Below are 18,221 nucleotides of genomic sequence, written 5' to 3' on the forward strand. Positions count from 1 at the left end.
GGGCCCAGATGGCGGAATTGGTAGACGCACTAGTTTCAGGTACTAGCGAGTAACATCGTGGAGGTTCGAGTCCTCTTCTGGGCACCAAGTTTAGATAATCCCTCTGGGTCATCTTCGATTCAAGCCACCGGCCTCCGGTGGCTTTTTTCATGGCCGTCGAAAGCCGCATCAGATTGGCAACGCGACCAGATCGTGTCCCTCGGCGCCGACGATGCGTGCACGCGTGAAATCACCGACCTTCAGGGTCTTGCTGATCTTCTCGGGCGGCAGCAGCCGCACCGTGCCGTCGATCTCGGGTGCATCGGCATAGGTGCGTCCCACGCCACCCTTGCGTCCCATCCCCGGCGCTGAGTCGACAAGTACCTGCATGGTGGCACCGATGCGCCGGCGCAGCTTGGCGGTCGACACCGCCTCCGCCACTTCCATGAAGCGCGCACGGCGCGCCTCTCGCTCTGCCTCGGGCAGCATGCCCGGGAGGTCGTTGGCGGCTGCGCCTTGGACCGAGCTGTACGCAAAGCAGCCCGCGCGATCGATCTCGGCCTCGCGGATGAAGTCGAGCAGATGCTCGAACTCCTCTTCCGTCTCCCCTGGAAAGCCGGCGATGAAAGTGCTGCGGATAACGAGCTCGGGGCACAGCTCGCGCCAGCGTGCGATGCGCTCCAGGTTCTTCTCGCCGCTGGCAGGCCGCTTCATGCGCCGCAGCACTGCCGGATGACTGTGCTGCAGCGGCACGTCGAGGTAAGGCAGCACCTGACCACTGGCCATCAGCGGGATCACGTCGTCGACGGCAGGATAGGGGTACACGTAGTGCAACCGTACCCAGGCGCCGTATTGCTCGGCGATCTCACCCAGCGTGCGCACCAGCTCCAGCATGCGCGTCTTGATCGGCTTGCCGTCCCAGAAGCCAGTTCGATACTTGACGTCGACCCCATAGGCCGAGGTGTCCTGGCTGATGACCAGCAGTTCCTTCACACCCCCTTCGAAAAGGGCCTTGGCTTCGCCCAGCACGTCGCCCACCGGCCGCGACGCCAGATCGCCGCGCATCGAAGGAATGATGCAGAAGGTGCAGCGATGATTGCAGCCTTCGCTGATCTTCAAATAGGCATAGTGCCGCGGCGTCAGCTTCAGGCCTGCAATGCCGAAGGCCTGCGGCACCAAGTCGATGAACGGGTCGTGCGGCTTGGGCAGGTTGGCATGTACCGCGTCCATGACTTCCTGTGTCGCATGCGGGCCGGTGACCGCCAGCACGCTCGGATGCATCTGGCGCACCAGGTTGCCCCCCGCCTCGCCCGTCTTGGCGCCGAGGCAGCCGGTGACGATCACGCGGCCGTTCTCGGCCAGCGCCTCCCCGATGGTGTCGAGGCTTTCCTTGACGGCATCGTCGATGAAGCCGCAGGTGTTGACGATCACCAGGTCGGCACCTTCGAAAGTCTTGGAGGTCTGGTAGCCCTCGGCGCTCAGCCGGGTCAGGATCAGCTCGGAATCGGTGAGTGCCTTGGGACAGCCGAGGCTCACGAATCCGACCTTGGGGCTGGCCGGCGTGGCAATGCGTTCAGGGGAGGCTACTTCGCTCATAACCCCCTATTGTCCCTGCTAATCGTCAGTCTGACCGCCCTGGGGTCGCTTGATGCCGAAGGCACCCAGCACTTGCTCGGTATTTTTCTGCATCTGCTCCTGCATCTGCAGGAACACGTTCTTCGATTGCTCGACGTAGTTGCCCATCAGCCCCTGGAGCATGGGCGACTGCATGGTCATGAAGCGGGCCCACATTTCGGGTGTGAGCGCCTGTGCCTTCTCGGCCAGCTGCGCTTGCACCTCGGTCATGGCCTGGATGTTCTTCTCGAGGTAGGGTCCCATGTAGCCCTGCATGGCCTGGCCGTAGAAGCGGATGATGTTGGCCAGGACCTGTTCGGTGAACATCGGCGCGCCACCAGCCTCCTCCTCGAGAATGATCTGCAGCAAGATGCTGCGCGTGAGGTCGTCGCCACTCTTGGCGTCGCGCACCACGAAGGGTGACTTGTCCATGACCAATTGCTTGACCTCGGCAAGCGTGATGTAGGTGGAGGTTTCCGTGTCGTAGAGCCGGCGGTTGGGATATTTCTTGATCACCCGCTGCGTCGGCTTGTCGCCGGCGGACTTCTTGCTCTGCACTAAGGGCTCCTTGAGGTTTCGCGTCTTCACGCGCAAACCATTCTAGGGAGCGGTTTTGCTGCACCGCGCCAAGGTTTACCCTGACCGGCCGGCGTCATCAATCCGGCGTCGTCGTGTACTCGGCCCCGCACACCTTGCAAACGGCTGACTCGGGCCTCGCCTCGGTGCTCTCACGAAAGTGCAGCGGGCTCTTGGTGCCGTTAAAAACCCAGCAGCGCGGGCAATGCTCGTGCCCCGCCAGCGGCAGGTAGCCGCGCGCGCGCTGCTCGGCGCGCTCCCGCGTGACCGGCGAGCCTTGCCGCACCGTTCGGGCGACATCCTCCGCCGCCATGGTTCCGGCACGGCCGTTGGCTCGGTCGTTGAGCCCGTACACCACGCGCGCGAACTCGAGCGGAGCCTGCCGCAGCAAGGCAGCAAGGCGAAGCTCCTCAAGTGCCGGACCGGTGTCAGCCTCTGGCATGGTCATCGTTTCCCTGCGTCGAATGGTGTGGTGATGGGAACGGTCAAGTTACCACAACTGTCGGCGGATCCGCCAGTCGACAAAGGCAGTAGACCATGAGTAGGAAGAAGCCCGAGGACCACTTGACGTTGCAAGCAGAGCGGGGGAACGCGCGAGGCAGCCGCTTGGTTCGGGCGGCTGCTGCGGTCTTCGAGAAAAAATTGGTAGGCGCGATTGGACTCGAACCAACGACCCCCACCATGTCAAGGTGGTGCTCTAACCAGCTGAGCTACGCGCCTGTGAGTGTGTCCGAGAGGCCGGAGTATAGCAGCCCGACGACAGCGTTTTCAGCGGCGCCGTGCGGAACGCACCCCGGCCACCGCACTCACCACACTCAGCACCTGCGCGAGCCGCGCCGCATCGGCGATTTCGACGGTGAAAGTCATCCAGGCGGTGCCTTTGACGGACTGCGTCTGCACCCCGATCACGTTCATCTTCTCGCGTGCGAACACATCGGAAATGTCGCGCAGGAGGCCTTGACGATCGGTCGCCTCCACTGCCACGTCGACTGCATAGACCGATGCTTCGCCCGCGCGCTGCTCGCCCCACTCGACATCGATGACGCGCTCGGCCTCGCGCCCGGCCATCATGCGGAAGTTGCTGCAGTCGGCACGATGAATGCTGACGCCATGCCCGCGCGTCACGAAGCCGCGGATCGGATCCGGCGGCGCCGGCTTGCAGCACTTGGCGAGCTGCGTCATCAGCGAAGAGACGCCGACCACCAACACGCCACCCTTGCCGCCGCTTCCGCCCGCCCGGGCCTTCTTGATGACCACGCCGTCGTCGGGCCCCGGCGCAGGCTCAGGCGGGCGCAGCAGCAACTCGATGTTGCGCAGCGAGAACTCGTCCTTGCCGACCACTTCGAAAAGGTGATCGGCCGACTTGAAGCCCAATTGCGAGGCCAGGTCGTCGAGCTTCAGCGCGGTCTTTCCCTCGCGCTGCAGCACCTTCTCGACCGCCTCGCGGCCGCGCGCCACCGTCTCGTGCGTGACTTGCGCGTTGAACCAGGCCCGCACCTTGGCACGTGCGCGATGGCTCGCCAGGTAGCCAAGCTCCCCGTTGAGCCAGTCGCGCGAAGGACCGCCCTCTTTCGTCGCGATGATCTCCACCGTCTGGCCGTTCTGCAGCGGCGTATTGAGCGGGACCATCGCGCCGTCGACGCGCGCGCCACGGCAGCGGTGTCCGAGGCTGGTGTGCACCGAGTAGGCGAAGTCGACTGCGGTCGCGCCCTGCGGTAATTCAACGATCGCCGCATCGGGCGTGAGAACGTAGATGCGGTCGTCGAACAGGCCCTGCCCCTGGGAGCCGTCGGACAGGTCGCGCTCCCAGGCCAGCAGTTGCCGCAGCACCGCGATCTTGGCGTCGTACTCGCCGCTCGCCCAGACGCCCGCATAGCCCTTGTGGCCCGCCTCCTTATAGGCCCAGTGCGCCGCCACGCCATGCTCGGCGTGGTCATGCATCTGCTGCGTCCGGATCTGGATCTCGATCGGCTTGCCGGCCTGGCCGTTCACGACCTCGCGCACCACCGTGTGCAGCGATTGATAGCCGTTCGGCTTCGGCCGCGCGATGTAGTCGTCGAACTCCTCGGAGATCGGCTGGAAGTTGGAGTGCACCCAGGCCAGCGCCGCATAGCAGTCCTTGACGTCGGCCACGACGACGCGCAGCGCCATGATGTCGAACACCTGCGCGAAGTCCAATGCCTTGCCGCGCATCTTCTTGACGATGCTGTAGATGTTCTTCGGCCGCCCCTGCACCGTCGCCTTCACGCCCTCGGCGGCCAGCTCGCGCTCGAGCCGGGCGCGCAACTGCTCGACATAACCTTCGCGCTCCACGCGCTTCTCGTCGAGCAGGCGCGCGATCAGCTTGTAGGTCTCGGGTTCGAGGAAACGGAAGGACAGGTCCTCGATCTCCCACTTGACCTGCCAGATGCCGAGCCGGTTCGCCAGCGGCGCGAAGACCTGCAGCGATTCACGCGCGACGCCTTCATGCACCGGCTGCTTGCTCGCCGCGGCGTAGCGCAGGGTCTGCAGCCGCGATGCGAGCCGAAGCATCACGACCCGCAGGTCACGCGAGAACGCGAGCAGCATCTTGCGCACGTTCTCCGTTTGGGTGCCGGCGCCGTCGGCCAGGTGCGCGCTGGCCGTGACCGAGCGCGCCTGCTTCTGCACGTGCACCAGCTTGGTGGTCTCGACCGCGAGCGCCGCGAAGTTGTCGCCGAAGACCTTGGCGATGACCTCCTGCGGCCGGTTCAGGTGCTGGCAGGAATAGACCAGGTAGCTGGCTGCCTGCATCGCTTCCGACCCGCCCATCGCGGCCACGATGCCGGCCACGGCATCGGCGTGGGCAAGCGTGTTTTCGCCGGTGTCCAGCGTCTCGTCGGCGATCAGCGGCTGGGCGAAGGCGCGCGCCCGCGCAAGCATGTTCTCCTGCACCGGCGTGCGCTCCGCAGTCGCGGCCGACAGGGGGTAGTCGACCACGGACGCACCGGACATCGACAAGCCGGGCTGTTCGCGCTTCACTCGACCACTCCCTCCCAGGCGGTGCGATGGACGGCAGACTCGATCATGGAACGCTGGCGGGCACGGTGAAGATAATGGGGTCGTTGCATCCTAATTCATCCGGAGATTGACCATCATGCTCAAAGGCAAAACCGCGCTTGTCACGGGGTCCACCAGTGGCATCGGGCTCGGCATCGCGAAGGCGCTGGCGCAACAGGGCGCCAGCATCGTGCTCAACGGTTTCGGCGACACGGACAAGCCGAAGGCAGACATCGAGTCCCTCGGCGTCAAGGTCGACTATCACGGCGCCGACATGAGCAAGCCGTCCGACATCGAGGACATGATGAAGTTTGCCGCAGCCAGGTTCGGCCGCGTCGACATCCTGGTCAACAACGCCGGGATCCAACACGTCGCCAAGGTCGAGGATTTCCCCGTCGAACGTTGGGACGCGGTGATCGCCATCAATCTCACAAGCGCCTTTCACACCACACGCCTTGCGGTACCGGCGATGCGCGAAGCCAACTGGGGCCGCATCGTCAACATTGCATCGGCACATGGACTCGTGGCCTCGGCGCAGAAGTCGGCTTACGTGGCCGCCAAGCACGGCATCGTCGGGCTCACCAAGGCCGTAGCGCTCGAGACGGCCACCACCGGTGTCACCTGCAACGCGATCTGCCCCGGTTGGGTGCTGACGCCGCTGGTGCAAAAGCAGATCGACGACCGCTCTGCACGCGAAGGCATTTCAGTCACTCAGGCCCAGAACGACCTGCTTGGCGAGAAGCAGCCATCGCTGCAGTTCACCACCGTCGAGCAGTTGGGCGGCCTCGCGGTCTTCCTGTGCTCGCCGGCCGCCGACCAGGTGCGAGGCGTGGCCTGGCAGGTCGACGGCGGCTGGACGGCACAGTAGACGCGGCTGCGGCAAGCGCGCCGCGGCAGCACTACTTGAGCTGTACCGACCCCGAGACGTTGACGACCACGCTGGTCTTGCCGGCTTCGACCGGCACCGCGGCGTCATACGACATCTTCGACGAGGCCTCTGCCGCCATCATGCGCGGCCTGATCGGCGGGCCCTGGTTGGCATTGACCGACACCTCGCGCAGCGTGTAGCCGGCAAAGCCAAAGTTCTTGGCGAGCTCGGACGCCTTCTGCTTGAAGTTCTCGATGGCAATGGTCTGCGCCTCGGTCTCGACCTTGGCGCGCTGCTCGCGGCTCAGGCCGAAGCCGATGCCGCCGACGGTGAGCGTGGAAATGCGCCCGGCCGTCTGCGTGATGCGCGGAAAGTCCTTCCCCTCCAGCACCAGCTCGGTGGTGCCCGACCAGCCGGTGATCTTGCCGTCGCGCGTATAGCGGGGCATCAGGCTGAAGGTGCCGGTGCGCACGTCGAGCAGCCCCGGTTGGGCGTTCTTGCGTGCCTCGGTCAAAGCGGCATCCAGGGCGGTCTTCAACTGGGTTTGCACGCTCGCGGCGTCGGCCGCGTCGCGCGTGGTGCTCAGCGTCATGGAGAGCAGATCCTGCTGCACTTCCACCGTGCCCGTGGCTGTCAGCTGCAGCACGTTCTGCGGCGGAGTCCAGGGCGCAGTCTGCGCGACGGCGGCGCCGGCGCAGGCGCCCAGCAATGCGGCACAGGCCGCGATTTTCTTGATCTTGTTCAAGGCGAAGGATTCCCGTTGAAAACAAAAAAAGCCCAGATGCCCTCGAAGGGCCGGGCTCACGAACGCCGGCGGGGGCAGCGACGTCAGCAGTTTGCCTTCCGGCACGGGGCTGGCGTCAGGCGTTCGGCCGGCTGCGATTCTGCCGAACGGATCAGCTCTGGCTGCAACTCGAGCCTCGACTCCACCCTCGGCACCCATTGCTGACGCACCTGCTGACGCAATTCGGCCAGCTCGGCAGGCGTCAGCCGGCGACCGGCCGCTGCTTCCTGCCGCATCACCTCTTCGCGCTTGGCAGCCCGGTGAGCCGCGACTGCATCGCGCGTTTCGTTGCGGCGTGTGTCGTTGACACGGATGAAGCCCCAAGGCTCGGCCGGCGCCGGCAGCGAAGCACACAGCAGCAGCACCGCAGTCGAAGAACAAAGAATGAATTTCATGGCAAAGCGTCAGGGTTCAGGTCACTGTGCCACCGCCGGTTATGGCAGAAACGTCTGGACGGCTAGCGCCCGCAAGTTTTGTAACTTAGTGTCAAAGCATTGCGAAAAGGTCCTCAATGAGCCTGCAACACCCTCAAAATTGGCGTTGTTACAAATTGGGTGTTGTAGAAATGAATCAAGCTCCGGCTCGCACAGACAAGATCGTGATCGTCGACGACGACGCACGCATTCGCGACTTGCTGCGTCGCTACCTGACCCAGGAAGGCTTCGAGGTCATCGTGGCTGAAGACGGCAAGGCGCTCAACCGCATCCTGTTGCGCGACACGGTCGACCTGATCGTGCTCGACCTGATGATGCCCGGCGAGGATGGGCTGTCGGTCTGCCGGCGCCTGCGCGCTGCCAACGACCGCACGCCCATCATCATGCTGACCGCCAAGGGCGAAGACGTGGACCGCATTGTCGGCCTCGAAGTCGGCGCCGACGACTATCTGGGCAAGCCTTTCAATCCCCGCGAGCTGCTGGCCCGGGTGCACGCCGTGCTGCGCCGCCGTCCGCCGCTCGAAGCCCCGGGAGCGCCCTCCACCGACAACGAGACGGTGAACTTCGGCCCCTTCAGCTTCGACCTGGGCTCGCGCACCCTCAAGAAGGACGGCGAAGAGCTCTCCCTCACCACGGGCGAGTTCGCGATGCTCAAGGCGCTGGTGCGGCATCCGCGCCAGCCGCTGTCGCGCGAGAAGCTGGCCCAGCTGGCACGCGGCCGCGAGTTCGAGCCCTTCGACCGCAGCCTGGACGTGCAGATCTCGCGCCTGCGCAAGCTGGTCGAGTCCGATGCAGCGGCACCGCGCTACATCCAGACGGTCTGGGGCGTTGGCTACGTGTTCGTGCCGGACGGCACCACTTGAGGCACTGAGCACTCGTGGCCGCCACTCTCGGCCCCAAGACGACAACGCCCAGCCCCCTAGGCGAAGACGGCCCCCAGGTCACCTTGCCAAGCCCGCTGGAGGGGCTCGGCCAATCCCGGCGCAAGCCGAGGCTGCAGCTGGGCCTCAGTCTCTTCTGGCGAACGTTCTTCCTGCTGGTGCTGCTGCTGGTCGGCTGCACGGTGGCCTGGCTGCAGACCTTCCGCGCTCTCGAGTACGAGCCCCGGGCCATCCAGACCGCGCACCAGATCGCCTCGCTGGTCAATCTCACGCGCGCGGCGCTGGTCTATTCCGATGCCATCACCCGCGTCTCGCTGATCAAGACCCTGGCCGACCAGGAGGGCGTGCGCATCCTGCCGCGCGAGCCCAACGACCGCTTCACGCCTTACACCACCGGCGCGCTCGATGCGCGCGTCACCGAGGAACTGATCGACCGCCTCGGCGAAGGCACCACCGTGGCCAGCCGGGTGAACGACGAGCCCGGCCTCTGGATCGGCTTCACGATCGAGAGCGACGCCTACTGGCTTCTGCTCGACCCCACGCGCTTCACTCGCTTCGGCGGCCGCACCTGGCTGATCTGGCTGGCCACGACCATGGCGCTTTCGCTGGCGGGCGCGGCACTGATCACGCGCCTGATCAACCTGCCCCTCAAGCAGCTGTCGCGCGCCACCATGCAGGTGCGCGAGGGCGAGTACGAGGCACACCGCCTGGACGAGCGCGCCCGCACCAACGAGATCCGCGCGGTGAACGTCGGCTTCAACCGCATGGCCGACCAGCTCGCGAAGATCGAGCAGGACCGCGCCGTGATGCTGGCCGGCATTTCGCACGACCTGCGCACCCCCCTGGCGCGGCTGCGCCTCGAGACCGAGATGAGCGTGACCGACGAGGACGCGCGCGAGCACATGGCGGCGGACATCGCGCAGCTCGACGCCATCATCGACAAGTTCCTCGACTACGCCCGCCCGGACCATGTGGACTTCAAGCCGGTGCTGCTGCGCGACGTGATCGACGCCTGCACCTACGCCGTGCAGGACCACGAGGACATCAAGATCAAGGTCGACGTGCCTTCCGACCTGCGCGTGATGGCCGACGAGGTCGAGCTGCAGCGCGTGATCTCCAACCTGGTCGAGAACGCGCGGCGCTACGGCAAGACACCCGCCACCGGCGTGGCCGACATCACGATCCAGGCGCAGGCCCACAACGACGCGGTGCTCATCAAGGTACGCGACCACGGCGCCGGCGTGGCGCCGGCGCTGCTTTCGCAGCTGAGCAAGCCCTTCTTCCGGGGCGACGTCGCCCGCACGTCGGCCGCCGGCGCCGGCCTGGGCCTGTCGATCGTGACCAAGAACATCGAGCGCATGGGCGGCACTTTCGCCCTCACCAGCACGCCGGGGCGTGGGCTCGCGGCGCACATCCGCATGCCGCGCGCGGCCTCGGTCAAGCCCGAGGCCTCGCCGGCGGGCAAATGAGCGCCCTGCTCAGCGGTGCAGGAGCACCACGGCGCGCGCTTCCATCGCCCGGCCCTCGCCCACCGGGCCCAGTTTCTCGGCCGTCTTCGCCTTCACATTGACTTGGTCGGGCCCGACCTCGAGGGCGGCCGCGATGCGTGCGCACATCGCAGGAAGATGCGGTGCCAGCTTGGGCGCCTGCGCGATCACGGTGCTGTCGATGTTGCCGATCTGCCAGCCGGCCGCGCGCACGCGCCGCACGGCCTCGGCCAGCAGCACGGCCGAATCGGCACCGCGGAACTGCGCATCGGTGTCCGGGAAATGGCGGCCGATGTCGCCCAGCCCGGCGGCACCCAGCAGCGCATCGGTGATGGCGTGCAGCAGCACGTCGGCGTCGGAGTGGCCGAGCAGGCCGGTGGTGTGCGGAATCTCGATGCCGCCGAGGACCAGCTTGCGGCCGGCGACCAGCTGGTGCACATCCCAGCCCTCGCCGATGCGGATGTCGAATGCGCTCATGTCGATGGCTCCACGCGCTTCATTTGCGGCTCTTCAGGAGCGCCTCGGCCAGCGCGAAGTCCTCTGGGAAAGTGACCTTGAAATTCTGTGCGCTGCCCGGCACCAGCAGCGGCGCGAGGCCGATGCTTTCGATCGCGCTGGCTTCATCGGTGACGGCATCACCGGCGCGCTCCAGCGCATCGAGCAGCATGCCGATGCGAAACATCTGGGGCGTCTGCGCCAGCCACTTGTCGGCGCGTGTCAGCGTGTCCGCCACCCGTCCCTCGGGGGACGCGACCTTCAGCGTGTCCGGCAGGCGGTGGGCCAGCAGCCCCCCCACGGCATCGTGCTCGCAGGCGGCGACCAGGGCCTCGATCTGCGTCGGCGTCACCAGGCAGCGGGCCGCGTCGTGCACCAGAACCCAGTCGTGCGGGCCGGCACCGGCCGTCTGCCTGAGCGCCAGCAGGCCGTTGCGCACACTGGCCGCGCGCGTCGCGCCACCGACCTGCAGCAGGTATTCGCCCTCGGCAGGAAAGCGCGGCAGCGCGGCGCCCACTTCACGGTCTTGCGGCGACACCACCAGCGCAATGCCTGCAAACCGGCCCGCCAGCGCGCGGAAAGCTTCCAGCGTGTGGCGCACCATCGGCCAGCCGGCGATGCGCTGGTACTGCTTGGGGCCGGTGCCGCCGGCACGGCTGCCGGAGCCCGCGCAGGGAATCAGGACGAAAAGACGGGAAGGGGTCATGGGGTCCGGCCGGAGCCAACGCCGAAGGGGCAGCCATTCTAGAATCGACCTGCCCTCACACCCCTCGCCAGCCGGCGCGGGGTGTTCTGCATTTTCTTCTCGCTTCATGGACCTCCCCGCTCTTACCGCAGGCAAACGCTTCACGCTGCCGCGCCCACCCCTCTCCGCCGACGCGCTCCTGCTGGCGCAACTGGCCGAACGCGAGAAGTCGGCCGGACGCGCCACCGCCGTCTTCACCGCCGACGCCAACGACGCACAGCGGCTGATCGACGAGCTCGCCTTCTTCGCGCCCGAGCTGCGCTGTGCCCTGTTCCCCGACTGGGAGACGCTGCCCTACGACAGTTTCTCTCCCCACCAGGACCTGATCAGCGAGCGATTGGCCACGCTGTGGCGCATCAGCCAGAAGGAAGCCGACGTCGTGGTGGTGCCGGCCACCACCGCGCTGTATCGCCTGGCGCCGCCGGCCTTCCTGGCGGGCTACACCTTCCATTTCAAGGCCAGGCAGAAGCTCGAGGAGTCCAAGCTCAAGGCCCAGCTCACGCTGGCCGGCTACAGCCACGTCACGCAGGTCGTGAGCCCGGGCGAGTACGCGGTGCGCGGCGGGCTGATCGACCTGTTCCCGATGGGCTCGCAGGTGCCCTTCCGGGTCGACCTGTTCGACGACGAGATCGACTCGATCCGCACCTTCGACCCCGACACCCAGCGCAGCCTCTACCCCGTGCCCGAGGTGCGCCTGCTGCCGGGCCGCGAGTTCCCCATGGACGACGAGGCCCGCACGCGCTTTCGAAGCCGCTGGCGCGAGCTGCTGGAGGGCGACCCCACCCGCAGCCGGCTCTACAAGGACATGGGCAACGGCGTCGCGACGGCCGGAATCGAGTACTACCTCCCGCTCTTCTTCGAGGAGACGGCCACCGTGTTTGACTACCTCGGCGCCGAGACGACCGTGGTGCTGCATGGCGACCTCGAACCCGCGTTCCAGCATTTCTGGCAGGACACGGGCGAACGCTATCGGTTGGTGCAGGGCGATCCGGAGCGGCCGGCGCTGCCGCCGGAGGCGCTGTTCCTGAACGCGGAGCAGTTCTACCAGCGCGCGAAGCCGCATCCGCAGTTGGCGATTCGAGGTGAAGCCGAGGGCAACCCCTACGCCGAATTCGAGGCGCTCCCGCCATTCGCCGTGGTCCGCGGCGCCGACGACCCGCTCGTCAAGCTCAAGGCGCACGTTGCCGCGACCCCGCACCGCGTGCTCGTCCTCGCCGAAAGCGACGGCCGTCGCGAAAGCCTGCTCGACTTCTTGCGCGCCAGCGGGATCAGCCCGCCCGCGTTCGATTCGCTGGCCGAGTTCGAAGCCTCGCCCGACGAGAAGATCGGCATCGCCACCGCGGCGCTGGTGGCCGGCTTCGCGTGGACCGAGCCAGGCATCGACTTCGTCACCGAGACCGAGCTCTTTGCCACCGCGCCTTCGGCGCGCCGGCGCAACCGCAAGCAGGAACAGGTCAGCGACGTCGAGGCGCTGATCAAGGACCTGAGCGAGCTGGCCGTCGGCGACCCGGTGGTGCACTCCGCGCACGGCATCGGGCGCTACCGCGGCCTGGTCCACATGGACCTGGGCCAGGGCACCGGCGCAGACGGGAAGCCGATGCTGCAGGAGATGCTGCACCTGGAGTACGCCGACAAGGCCACCCTCTACGTGCCGGTCGCGCAGCTGCACCTGATCAGCCGCTACACCGGCGTCAGCGCGGACGAGGCGCCGCTGCACAAGCTCGGCTCCGGCCAGTGGGAAAAGGCCAAGCGCAAGGCCGCCGAGCAGGTGCGCGACTCCGCCGCCGAGCTGCTCAACATCTACGCCCGGCGCGCCGCGCGCGAGGGCCACGCCTTCCGCTTCTCGGCCGCCGACTACGAGGTCTTCGCCAACGACTTCGGCTTCGACGAAACGGCCGACCAGAAAGCCGCGATCCATGCGGTGATCCAGGACATGATCTCGCCGCAGCCGATGGACCGCCTGGTTTGCGGCGACGTCGGCTTCGGCAAGACCGAGGTCGCCCTGCGCGCCGCCTTCGTCGCGGTGACCGGGGGCAAGCAGGTCGCCTTCCTCGCGCCCACGACCCTGCTTGCCGAGCAGCACTACCAGACGCTGATGGACCGCTTCGCGAAGTGGCCGGTCAAGGTCGCAGAAATGAGCCGCTTCCGCTCGGCCAAGGAGATCAATGCCGCCGCCAAGGGCCTGGCCGACGGCAGCGTGGACATCGTGGTCGGCACGCACAAGCTGCTTTCCAGCAGCGTGAAGTTCAAGAACCTCGGCCTGCTCATCATCGACGAGGAGCACCGCTTCGGCGTTCGCCACAAGGAGGCGATGAAAGCCCTGCGCGCCGAGGTCGATGTCCTGACGCTCACCGCCACCCCCATCCCGCGCACGCTGGGCATGGCGCTCGAAGGCCTGCGTGACCTCAGCGTGATCGCCACCGCCCCGCAGCGCCGCCTGGCGATCAAGACCTTCGTGCGCAACGAAGGCACCGGCGTGATCCGCGAAGCCGTGCTGCGCGAGCTCAAGCGCGGCGGCCAGGTCTACTTCCTGCACAACGAGGTCGAGACCATCGAGAACCGGCGTCAGAAGCTGGAGCAGATCCTGCCCGAGGCCCGCGTCGCGGTCGCTCATGGCCAGATGCCCGAGCGCGAGCTGGAGCGCGTGATGCGCGACTTCGTCGCCCAGCGCTACAACCTGCTGCTGTGCTCGACCATCATCGAAACCGGCATCGACGTGCCGAGCGCCAACACCATCGTCATGAGCCGCGCCGACAAGTTCGGCCTGGCCCAGCTGCACCAGCTGCGCGGCCGCGTCGGCCGCAGCCATCACCAGGCCTATGCCTACCTGATGGTGCCCGACATCGATGGCCTGACCAAGCAGGCCGCGCAGCGCCTCGACGCCATCCAGCAGATGGAGGAACTCGGCTCCGGCTTCTACCTCGCGATGCACGACCTCGAGATCCGCGGCGCCGGCGAAGTGCTGGGCGAGAACCAGAGCGGCAACATGATGGAGATCGGTTTCCAGCTCTACAACGAGATGCTGGCCGAGGCCGTGCGCTCGCTCAAGGCCGGCCACGAGCCCGACCTGCTGTCGCCGCTGTCCGTCACCACCGAGATCAACCTGCACGCACCCGCCCTGCTGCCCGAGGACTACTGCGGCGACGTGCACCTGCGCCTGTCCTTCTACAAGAAGCTCGCCACCGCGAAGACCTCCGACCAGATCGATACGCTGCTCGAGGAGATCGTCGACCGTTTCGGCAAGCTCCCGCCGCAGGCCCAGACGCTGATCGACATGCATCGGCTGCGCGTGCTGGCGCGCCCGTATGGCGTGCTCAAGGTCGATGCCGCACCTGGCGCGATCCACATCACCTTCAAGAAGGACCCGCCGGTCGATTCGATGGCCATCATCCAGCTCATTCAGAAGAACAAGCACATCAAGCTGGCCGGCAACGAAAAGCTGCGCATCGAGCGCGAGCTCAAGGAGCCGAAGGAGCGGGCGCAGATGGTGCGCGACGTGCTGCGCAGCCTCGGACAACCCAAGACGGCGGAAGCTACACCGGCATGACCAGCACTCTTCGAGAACTCTCCCCCGGCCTCGCCATCCGGCGAATCACGCCGCCGCTTGCCCTGCCCGACTTCAAGCTGATCGCGTTCGACATGGACTCGACGCTGATCAACATCGAATGCATCGACGAAATCGCCGACGCGGTCGGCAAGAAGGCCGAGGTCGCGGCCATCACCGAGGCGACGATGCGCGGCGAGATCAAGGACTTCAAGGAAAGCCTGCGGCGCCGCGTGGCCCTGCTTCAGGGCGTGCCGGTCTCTGCCCTGCAGGAGGTCTACGACCAGCGCCTGCGCCTCAATCCCGGCGCCGAGACGCTGGTGGCGGCCTGCAAGGCGGCCGGCCTCAAGGTGCTGCTGGTCTCGGGCGGATTCACCTTCTTCGCCAACCGGGTGAAGGAGCGGCTGGGCATCGACTTCGCGCGCTCAAACCTGCTCGACGAGGCCGACGGCAAGCTCACGGGGCGCGTGGTGGTGCAGTCCTGGGGTGATATCTGCGACGGCGCCGAGAAGCGCCGCACGTTGCTGGAAGTCGCCTCGCTGCTGGGCATCTCGCCCGCCGAATGCATCGCGGTGGGCGACGGCGCCAACGACTTGCCGATGATGGGCGAGGCGGGGCTGTCGGTGGCCTACCACGCCAAGCCCAAGGTGCGTGCAGAGGCCATGGTGGCCATCGACGAGGGCGGCCTCGACCGGCTGCTCGAAGTCGTGCGCTGACGCGTCGGACGAAACCGGTTTCTTCCTAAGGCAAAAGGGACCGGCGCTGTCCTAGGGTTATCTTCAGTTTCGCGTGCGGTGCCCCGGATGCTTGAATGCCTGGGCAACAACGAAGGAGACGATATGAAGCGCCGCCAAACCCTGGCCGTCCTCGGTGCAGCCGCCACCGCCCTGGTCCTTCCCGGGCTCGCCCATGCGGCCTACCCCGAGCGCCCGATCACCCTGATCGTGCCGTGGGGCGCCGGCGGCGGCACCGATGCGGTGGCCCGCATCATCGCGGCCGAGCTCGAGAAGGAGCTCAAGCAGCCCATCAACGTGGTCAACCGCACGGGCGGCAGCGGCGTGGTCGGGCACCAGGCCATCGCTTCCGCTGCGCCGGATGGGTACACCCTGGGCATCCTCACCGTCGAGATCGGGATGATGCGCCACGCGGGCCTCACCCAGCTCTCCGGCGCCGACTACACCCCGCTCGCGCTGATGAACTTCGACGCCAACGCCATCTTCGTGCGCGACGATTCGCCCATCAAGAGTGCCAAGGAGCTGCTCGATGCAGCCAAGGCCAATCCCGGCAAGCTCAAGGCCAGCGGCACCGGACAGGGCGGCATCTGGCATCTCGGCCTTGCGCAATGGCTGGTCGACAACAAGCTGCCCGGCAACGCGATCGGCTGGGTTCCCAGCCAGGGCGCCGCGCCGGGCCTTCAGGACCTGATGGCAGGCGGCGTGGACGTGGTGTCGTGCTCGCTGCCCGAGGCACGTTCGCTGATCGACGCCGGCAAGGTGCGGCCGTTGCTGCTGCTGGCCTCCAAGCCCGATGGCATCTTCCCCAAGGTACCGCTGTACACCGACGCCGCGGGCAAGATGTGGAACGCCGGTGCCTGGCGCGGCATTGCGGCGCCCAAGGGGCTGCCCAAGGAACAGACCGACCAGCTCGCCGCCATGCTCAAGAAGATCTTCGACGGCAAGGCCTACCAGGACTTCCTGGCCTCCCGTGGTTTCGGCGCGCTGTATGCCGACCGCGCCGACTTCGGCAAGTTCATGGCCGAGAAGGACGCGGGCTTCGCGGTGGCGATGAAGGCCGTCGGCATCGCCAAGTAAGCGAATGCGCATCCACGACAGCCTGATCGGTGGCGTGCTGTTGCTGCTTTCGCTGGCGGTGCTCTGGCATGTCCAGAGTTTTCCACCGGCGGCGGGCCAGAACTTCGGGCCGGCGCTGTTCCCCGGGCTCGCCGCAGCCGGCCTCGCGCTGTGCTCGCTGGCGCTGACGTGGCAGGGGCTGCGCAGCGGCCAGCCCTTGCTCGTGCTCGGCCACGGCCTGCGCTCGCCACGGCGCCTCGCGGCATTCGCGATCGTCATCGCCAGCATGGCGTTCTACATCCTGCTGTCCGACCGGCTCGGCTTCGTGCTGTGCAGCCTGCTGGTGCTGACGCTGCTGCAGTGGGCCTGCGGCGTGCGCCTGCCGGTCGCGCTCGCAGTGGCACTCCTGGCCACGCTGGTGATCCACACCTGCTTCTACAAGCTGCTCAAGGTTCCGCTGCCGTGGGGCGTGCTGCAGCGCTTCGCGTGGTGAGGGTGCACTGATGGATTCGGTACTCCTCGCCGTGCAGACCGTCGCCACGCCGACGGTGATGGCCGTGATGCTGCTGTCGGGCCTTTTCGGCATGTTCGTCGGCGCGGTGCCCGGGCTCACCGCGACCATGGCCACCGCCCTGCTCGTGCCCATCACCTTCTTCCTGCCGCCGGTGCCCGCCGTCGCCGCCATCGTCACGGCAACGGCCATGGCGATCTTCGCGGGCGACATCCCGGGCGCCCTGCTGCGCATCCCGGGCACGCCCGCTTCCGCGGCCTACACCGACGAGTCCTACGCGATGACGCGCAAGGGCCAGGGCGAGCTGGCTCTGGGCATCGGCCTGGTGTTCTCCTGCATCGGCGGCCTGTTCGGGACTGTCGTGCTGATCGTGGCAGCGCCGGCGTTGGCCGAGGTGGCGATCAAGTTCAGCTCCTTCGAGTATTTCTGGCTGGTGCTGCTGGGCCTGACCTGTGCGGTTTTCATTACCAGCGACACGCCGCTGAAGGGCCTCATCACTCTGTTCCTGGGCTTGCTGATGGGCTGCGTGGGACTCGAGAACCCGGCTGGACATCCGCGCTTCACCTTCGGCAACACCGACCTGCTGGGCGGGCTGACGCTGATCCCCGCGATGATCGGCATGTTCGCCATCTCCGAAATTCTCCGCTTCACCGTCACGGCCGAGGAACTCGCGCGCTTCAAGAAGCAGATCGGATCGGTGTTCGCCGGCATGGGCGGGCTGATGCGCAAGTACCCCGTGCAGACCCTGCGCGGCAGTGCGCTGGGCACGACAGTCGGCATCCTGCCCGGGGCGGGCGCCGACATCGCCGCGTGGATGTCCTATGCGATGAGCAAGAAGCTCTCGAAGGAGCCCCAGAAGTTCGGAACCGGCCATCCCGAAGGACTGGTCGAGGCGGGCGCCGCCAACAACAGCGCGCTGGCCGGCGCCTGGGTACCGGCGCTGGTGTTCGGCATCCCCGGCGACTCGATCACTGCCATCGTGATTGGCGTGCTCTACATGAAGAACATGAATCCGGGCCCGATGATCTTCATGAACAACCCGCAAAACGTCTACGCGGTGTTCATCGTCTTCATCCTCGCCAACCTGCTGATGCTGCCGCTGGGCTGGGCCTGCATCAAGGCCTCCGCAACCATCCTGCGCATGCCGCGCAACGTGCTGATGCCGATCATCCTGGTGTTCTGCCTCGTGGGGGCCTTCGCCATCAACAATGCGCTGTTCGATCTCTGGATCCTGCTCGGCTTCGGCGTCGCGGCCTGGCTGCTGGAGGAAAACGCATTCCCGGTGGCTCCCGCCATTCTCGGCATGCTGCTGGGCAAGATGCTGGAGGAGAACTTCATCACCTCGATGATCAAGTCGGACGGCAGCTGGCTGGCCTTCGTCGAGCGGCCGATCGCCGCCGGACTGGCATTGGCCACGCTGGGAATCTGGTTCGGCTCGCTCGGCCTGGCCTGGCGGCGCCGGCATCGACGGCTGCAGCCGGCAGAGGCACACTGA

General features: G+C 66.7%; 16 protein-coding genes and 2 tRNA genes. 9 read left to right on the forward strand and 9 right to left on the reverse strand.

Annotated features, from left to right (window positions below):
• The first annotated feature begins 2 nt into the window (after positions 1-2).
• A tRNA-Leu gene (locus tag E5CHR_RS18100) sits at positions 3-87 on the forward strand.
• An 81-nt stretch (positions 88-168) separates the two neighbouring features.
• Here the strand turns inward: E5CHR_RS18100 and rimO are convergent.
• The 5 genes from rimO to E5CHR_RS18125 form a co-directional block, all read right to left on the reverse strand.
• The gene (gene rimO / locus E5CHR_RS18105) at positions 169-1,575 is read right to left on the reverse strand and encodes a 30S ribosomal protein S12 methylthiotransferase RimO (RefSeq protein ID WP_162581126.1); all 1,407 of its coding nucleotides are present in this window, start codon (positions 1,573-1,575) and stop codon (positions 169-171) included.
• Between the two features lie 18 nt (positions 1,576-1,593).
• On the reverse strand, positions 1,594-2,151 hold the full coding sequence (phaR, locus tag E5CHR_RS18110) for a polyhydroxyalkanoate synthesis repressor PhaR (protein WP_174255726.1): 558 nt from the start codon (positions 2,149-2,151) through the stop codon (positions 1,594-1,596).
• Between the two features lie 97 nt (positions 2,152-2,248).
• Positions 2,249-2,617, reverse strand: coding sequence for a hypothetical protein (locus E5CHR_RS18115; protein ID WP_232062108.1), 369 nt, complete (start codon positions 2,615-2,617; stop codon positions 2,249-2,251).
• 195 nt (positions 2,618-2,812) lie between these two features.
• A tRNA-Val gene (locus E5CHR_RS18120) sits at positions 2,813-2,889 on the reverse strand.
• 48 nt (positions 2,890-2,937) lie between these two features.
• The gene (locus E5CHR_RS18125; protein WP_162583779.1) at positions 2,938-5,142 is read right to left on the reverse strand and encodes a RelA/SpoT family protein; all 2,205 of its coding nucleotides are present in this window, start codon (positions 5,140-5,142) and stop codon (positions 2,938-2,940) included.
• A gap of 142 nt (positions 5,143-5,284) precedes the next feature.
• Between E5CHR_RS18125 and E5CHR_RS18130 the strand changes: the two genes are divergently transcribed.
• A complete protein-coding gene (locus E5CHR_RS18130; RefSeq protein WP_162581128.1) occupies positions 5,285-6,055 on the forward strand; it encodes a 3-hydroxybutyrate dehydrogenase in 771 nt (256 codons plus the stop codon).
• Positions 6,056-6,086: 31 nt separating this feature from the next.
• On the opposite strand, the gene E5CHR_RS18135 is transcribed toward E5CHR_RS18130, so the two are convergent.
• Together E5CHR_RS18135 and E5CHR_RS18140 are read right to left on the reverse strand one after the other, a co-directional pair.
• Positions 6,087-6,800: an SIMPL domain-containing protein gene (locus E5CHR_RS18135; protein WP_162581129.1), complete on the reverse strand. Its 714-nt coding sequence runs from the start codon at positions 6,798-6,800 to the stop codon at positions 6,087-6,089.
• Positions 6,801-6,883: 83 nt separating this feature from the next.
• Positions 6,884-7,234: a hypothetical protein gene (locus E5CHR_RS18140; RefSeq protein ID WP_162581130.1), complete on the reverse strand. Its 351-nt coding sequence runs from the start codon at positions 7,232-7,234 to the stop codon at positions 6,884-6,886.
• Between the two features lie 170 nt (positions 7,235-7,404).
• Between E5CHR_RS18140 and ompR the strand changes: the two genes are divergently transcribed.
• Both ompR and E5CHR_RS18150 read left to right on the forward strand, forming a co-directional pair.
• The gene (gene ompR, locus E5CHR_RS18145) at positions 7,405-8,136 is read left to right on the forward strand and encodes an osmolarity response regulator transcription factor OmpR (RefSeq protein ID WP_028250078.1); all 732 of its coding nucleotides are present in this window, start codon (positions 7,405-7,407) and stop codon (positions 8,134-8,136) included.
• A gap of 83 nt (positions 8,137-8,219) precedes the next feature.
• On the forward strand, positions 8,220-9,623 hold the full coding sequence (locus E5CHR_RS18150; protein ID WP_162583780.1) for a sensor histidine kinase: 1,404 nt from the start codon (positions 8,220-8,222) through the stop codon (positions 9,621-9,623).
• Positions 9,624-9,632: 9 nt separating this feature from the next.
• Here the strand turns inward: E5CHR_RS18150 and ispF are convergent, their stop codons facing one another.
• Together ispF and ispD are read right to left on the reverse strand one after the other, a co-directional pair.
• On the reverse strand, positions 9,633-10,118 hold the full coding sequence (ispF, locus tag E5CHR_RS18155; RefSeq protein ID WP_162581131.1) for a 2-C-methyl-D-erythritol 2,4-cyclodiphosphate synthase: 486 nt from the start codon (positions 10,116-10,118) through the stop codon (positions 9,633-9,635).
• A gap of 19 nt (positions 10,119-10,137) precedes the next feature.
• Positions 10,138-10,842 carry a 2-C-methyl-D-erythritol 4-phosphate cytidylyltransferase gene (gene ispD / locus E5CHR_RS18160; protein ID WP_162581132.1) on the reverse strand — a complete coding sequence of 235 codons (705 nt, stop codon included), beginning with the start codon at positions 10,840-10,842 and terminating at the stop codon, positions 10,138-10,140.
• A gap of 106 nt (positions 10,843-10,948) precedes the next feature.
• Here ispD and mfd point away from each other — a divergent pair, with 106 nt between their 5' ends.
• The 5 genes from mfd to E5CHR_RS18185 all read left to right on the forward strand — a co-directional run bounded on the left by mfd (position 10,949) and on the right by E5CHR_RS18185 (position 18,221).
• Complete coding sequence (gene mfd, locus E5CHR_RS18165) at positions 10,949-14,428, forward strand: transcription-repair coupling factor (RefSeq protein WP_162581133.1); 3,480 nt, start codon at positions 10,949-10,951, stop codon at positions 14,426-14,428.
• A complete protein-coding gene (gene serB / locus E5CHR_RS18170; protein ID WP_162581134.1) occupies positions 14,425-15,141 on the forward strand; it encodes a phosphoserine phosphatase SerB in 717 nt (238 codons plus the stop codon). Before mfd ends, serB begins: the two co-directional genes overlap by 4 nt.
• 123 nt (positions 15,142-15,264) lie before the next feature.
• Entirely contained in the window at positions 15,265-16,236 is a 972-nt protein-coding gene (locus E5CHR_RS18175) for a Bug family tripartite tricarboxylate transporter substrate binding protein (protein WP_174255728.1), read from the forward strand.
• 4 nt (positions 16,237-16,240) lie between these two features.
• A complete protein-coding gene (locus E5CHR_RS18180; RefSeq protein ID WP_162581136.1) occupies positions 16,241-16,708 on the forward strand; it encodes a tripartite tricarboxylate transporter TctB family protein in 468 nt (155 codons plus the stop codon).
• Between the two features lie 10 nt (positions 16,709-16,718).
• Complete coding sequence (locus tag E5CHR_RS18185; protein WP_162581137.1) at positions 16,719-18,221, forward strand: tripartite tricarboxylate transporter permease; 1,503 nt, start codon at positions 16,719-16,721, stop codon at positions 18,219-18,221.

Origin of the sequence: Variovorax sp. PBS-H4 (assembly GCF_901827205.1) — a bacterium.
Classification (GTDB): Bacteria; Pseudomonadota; Gammaproteobacteria; order Burkholderiales; family Burkholderiaceae_C; genus Variovorax.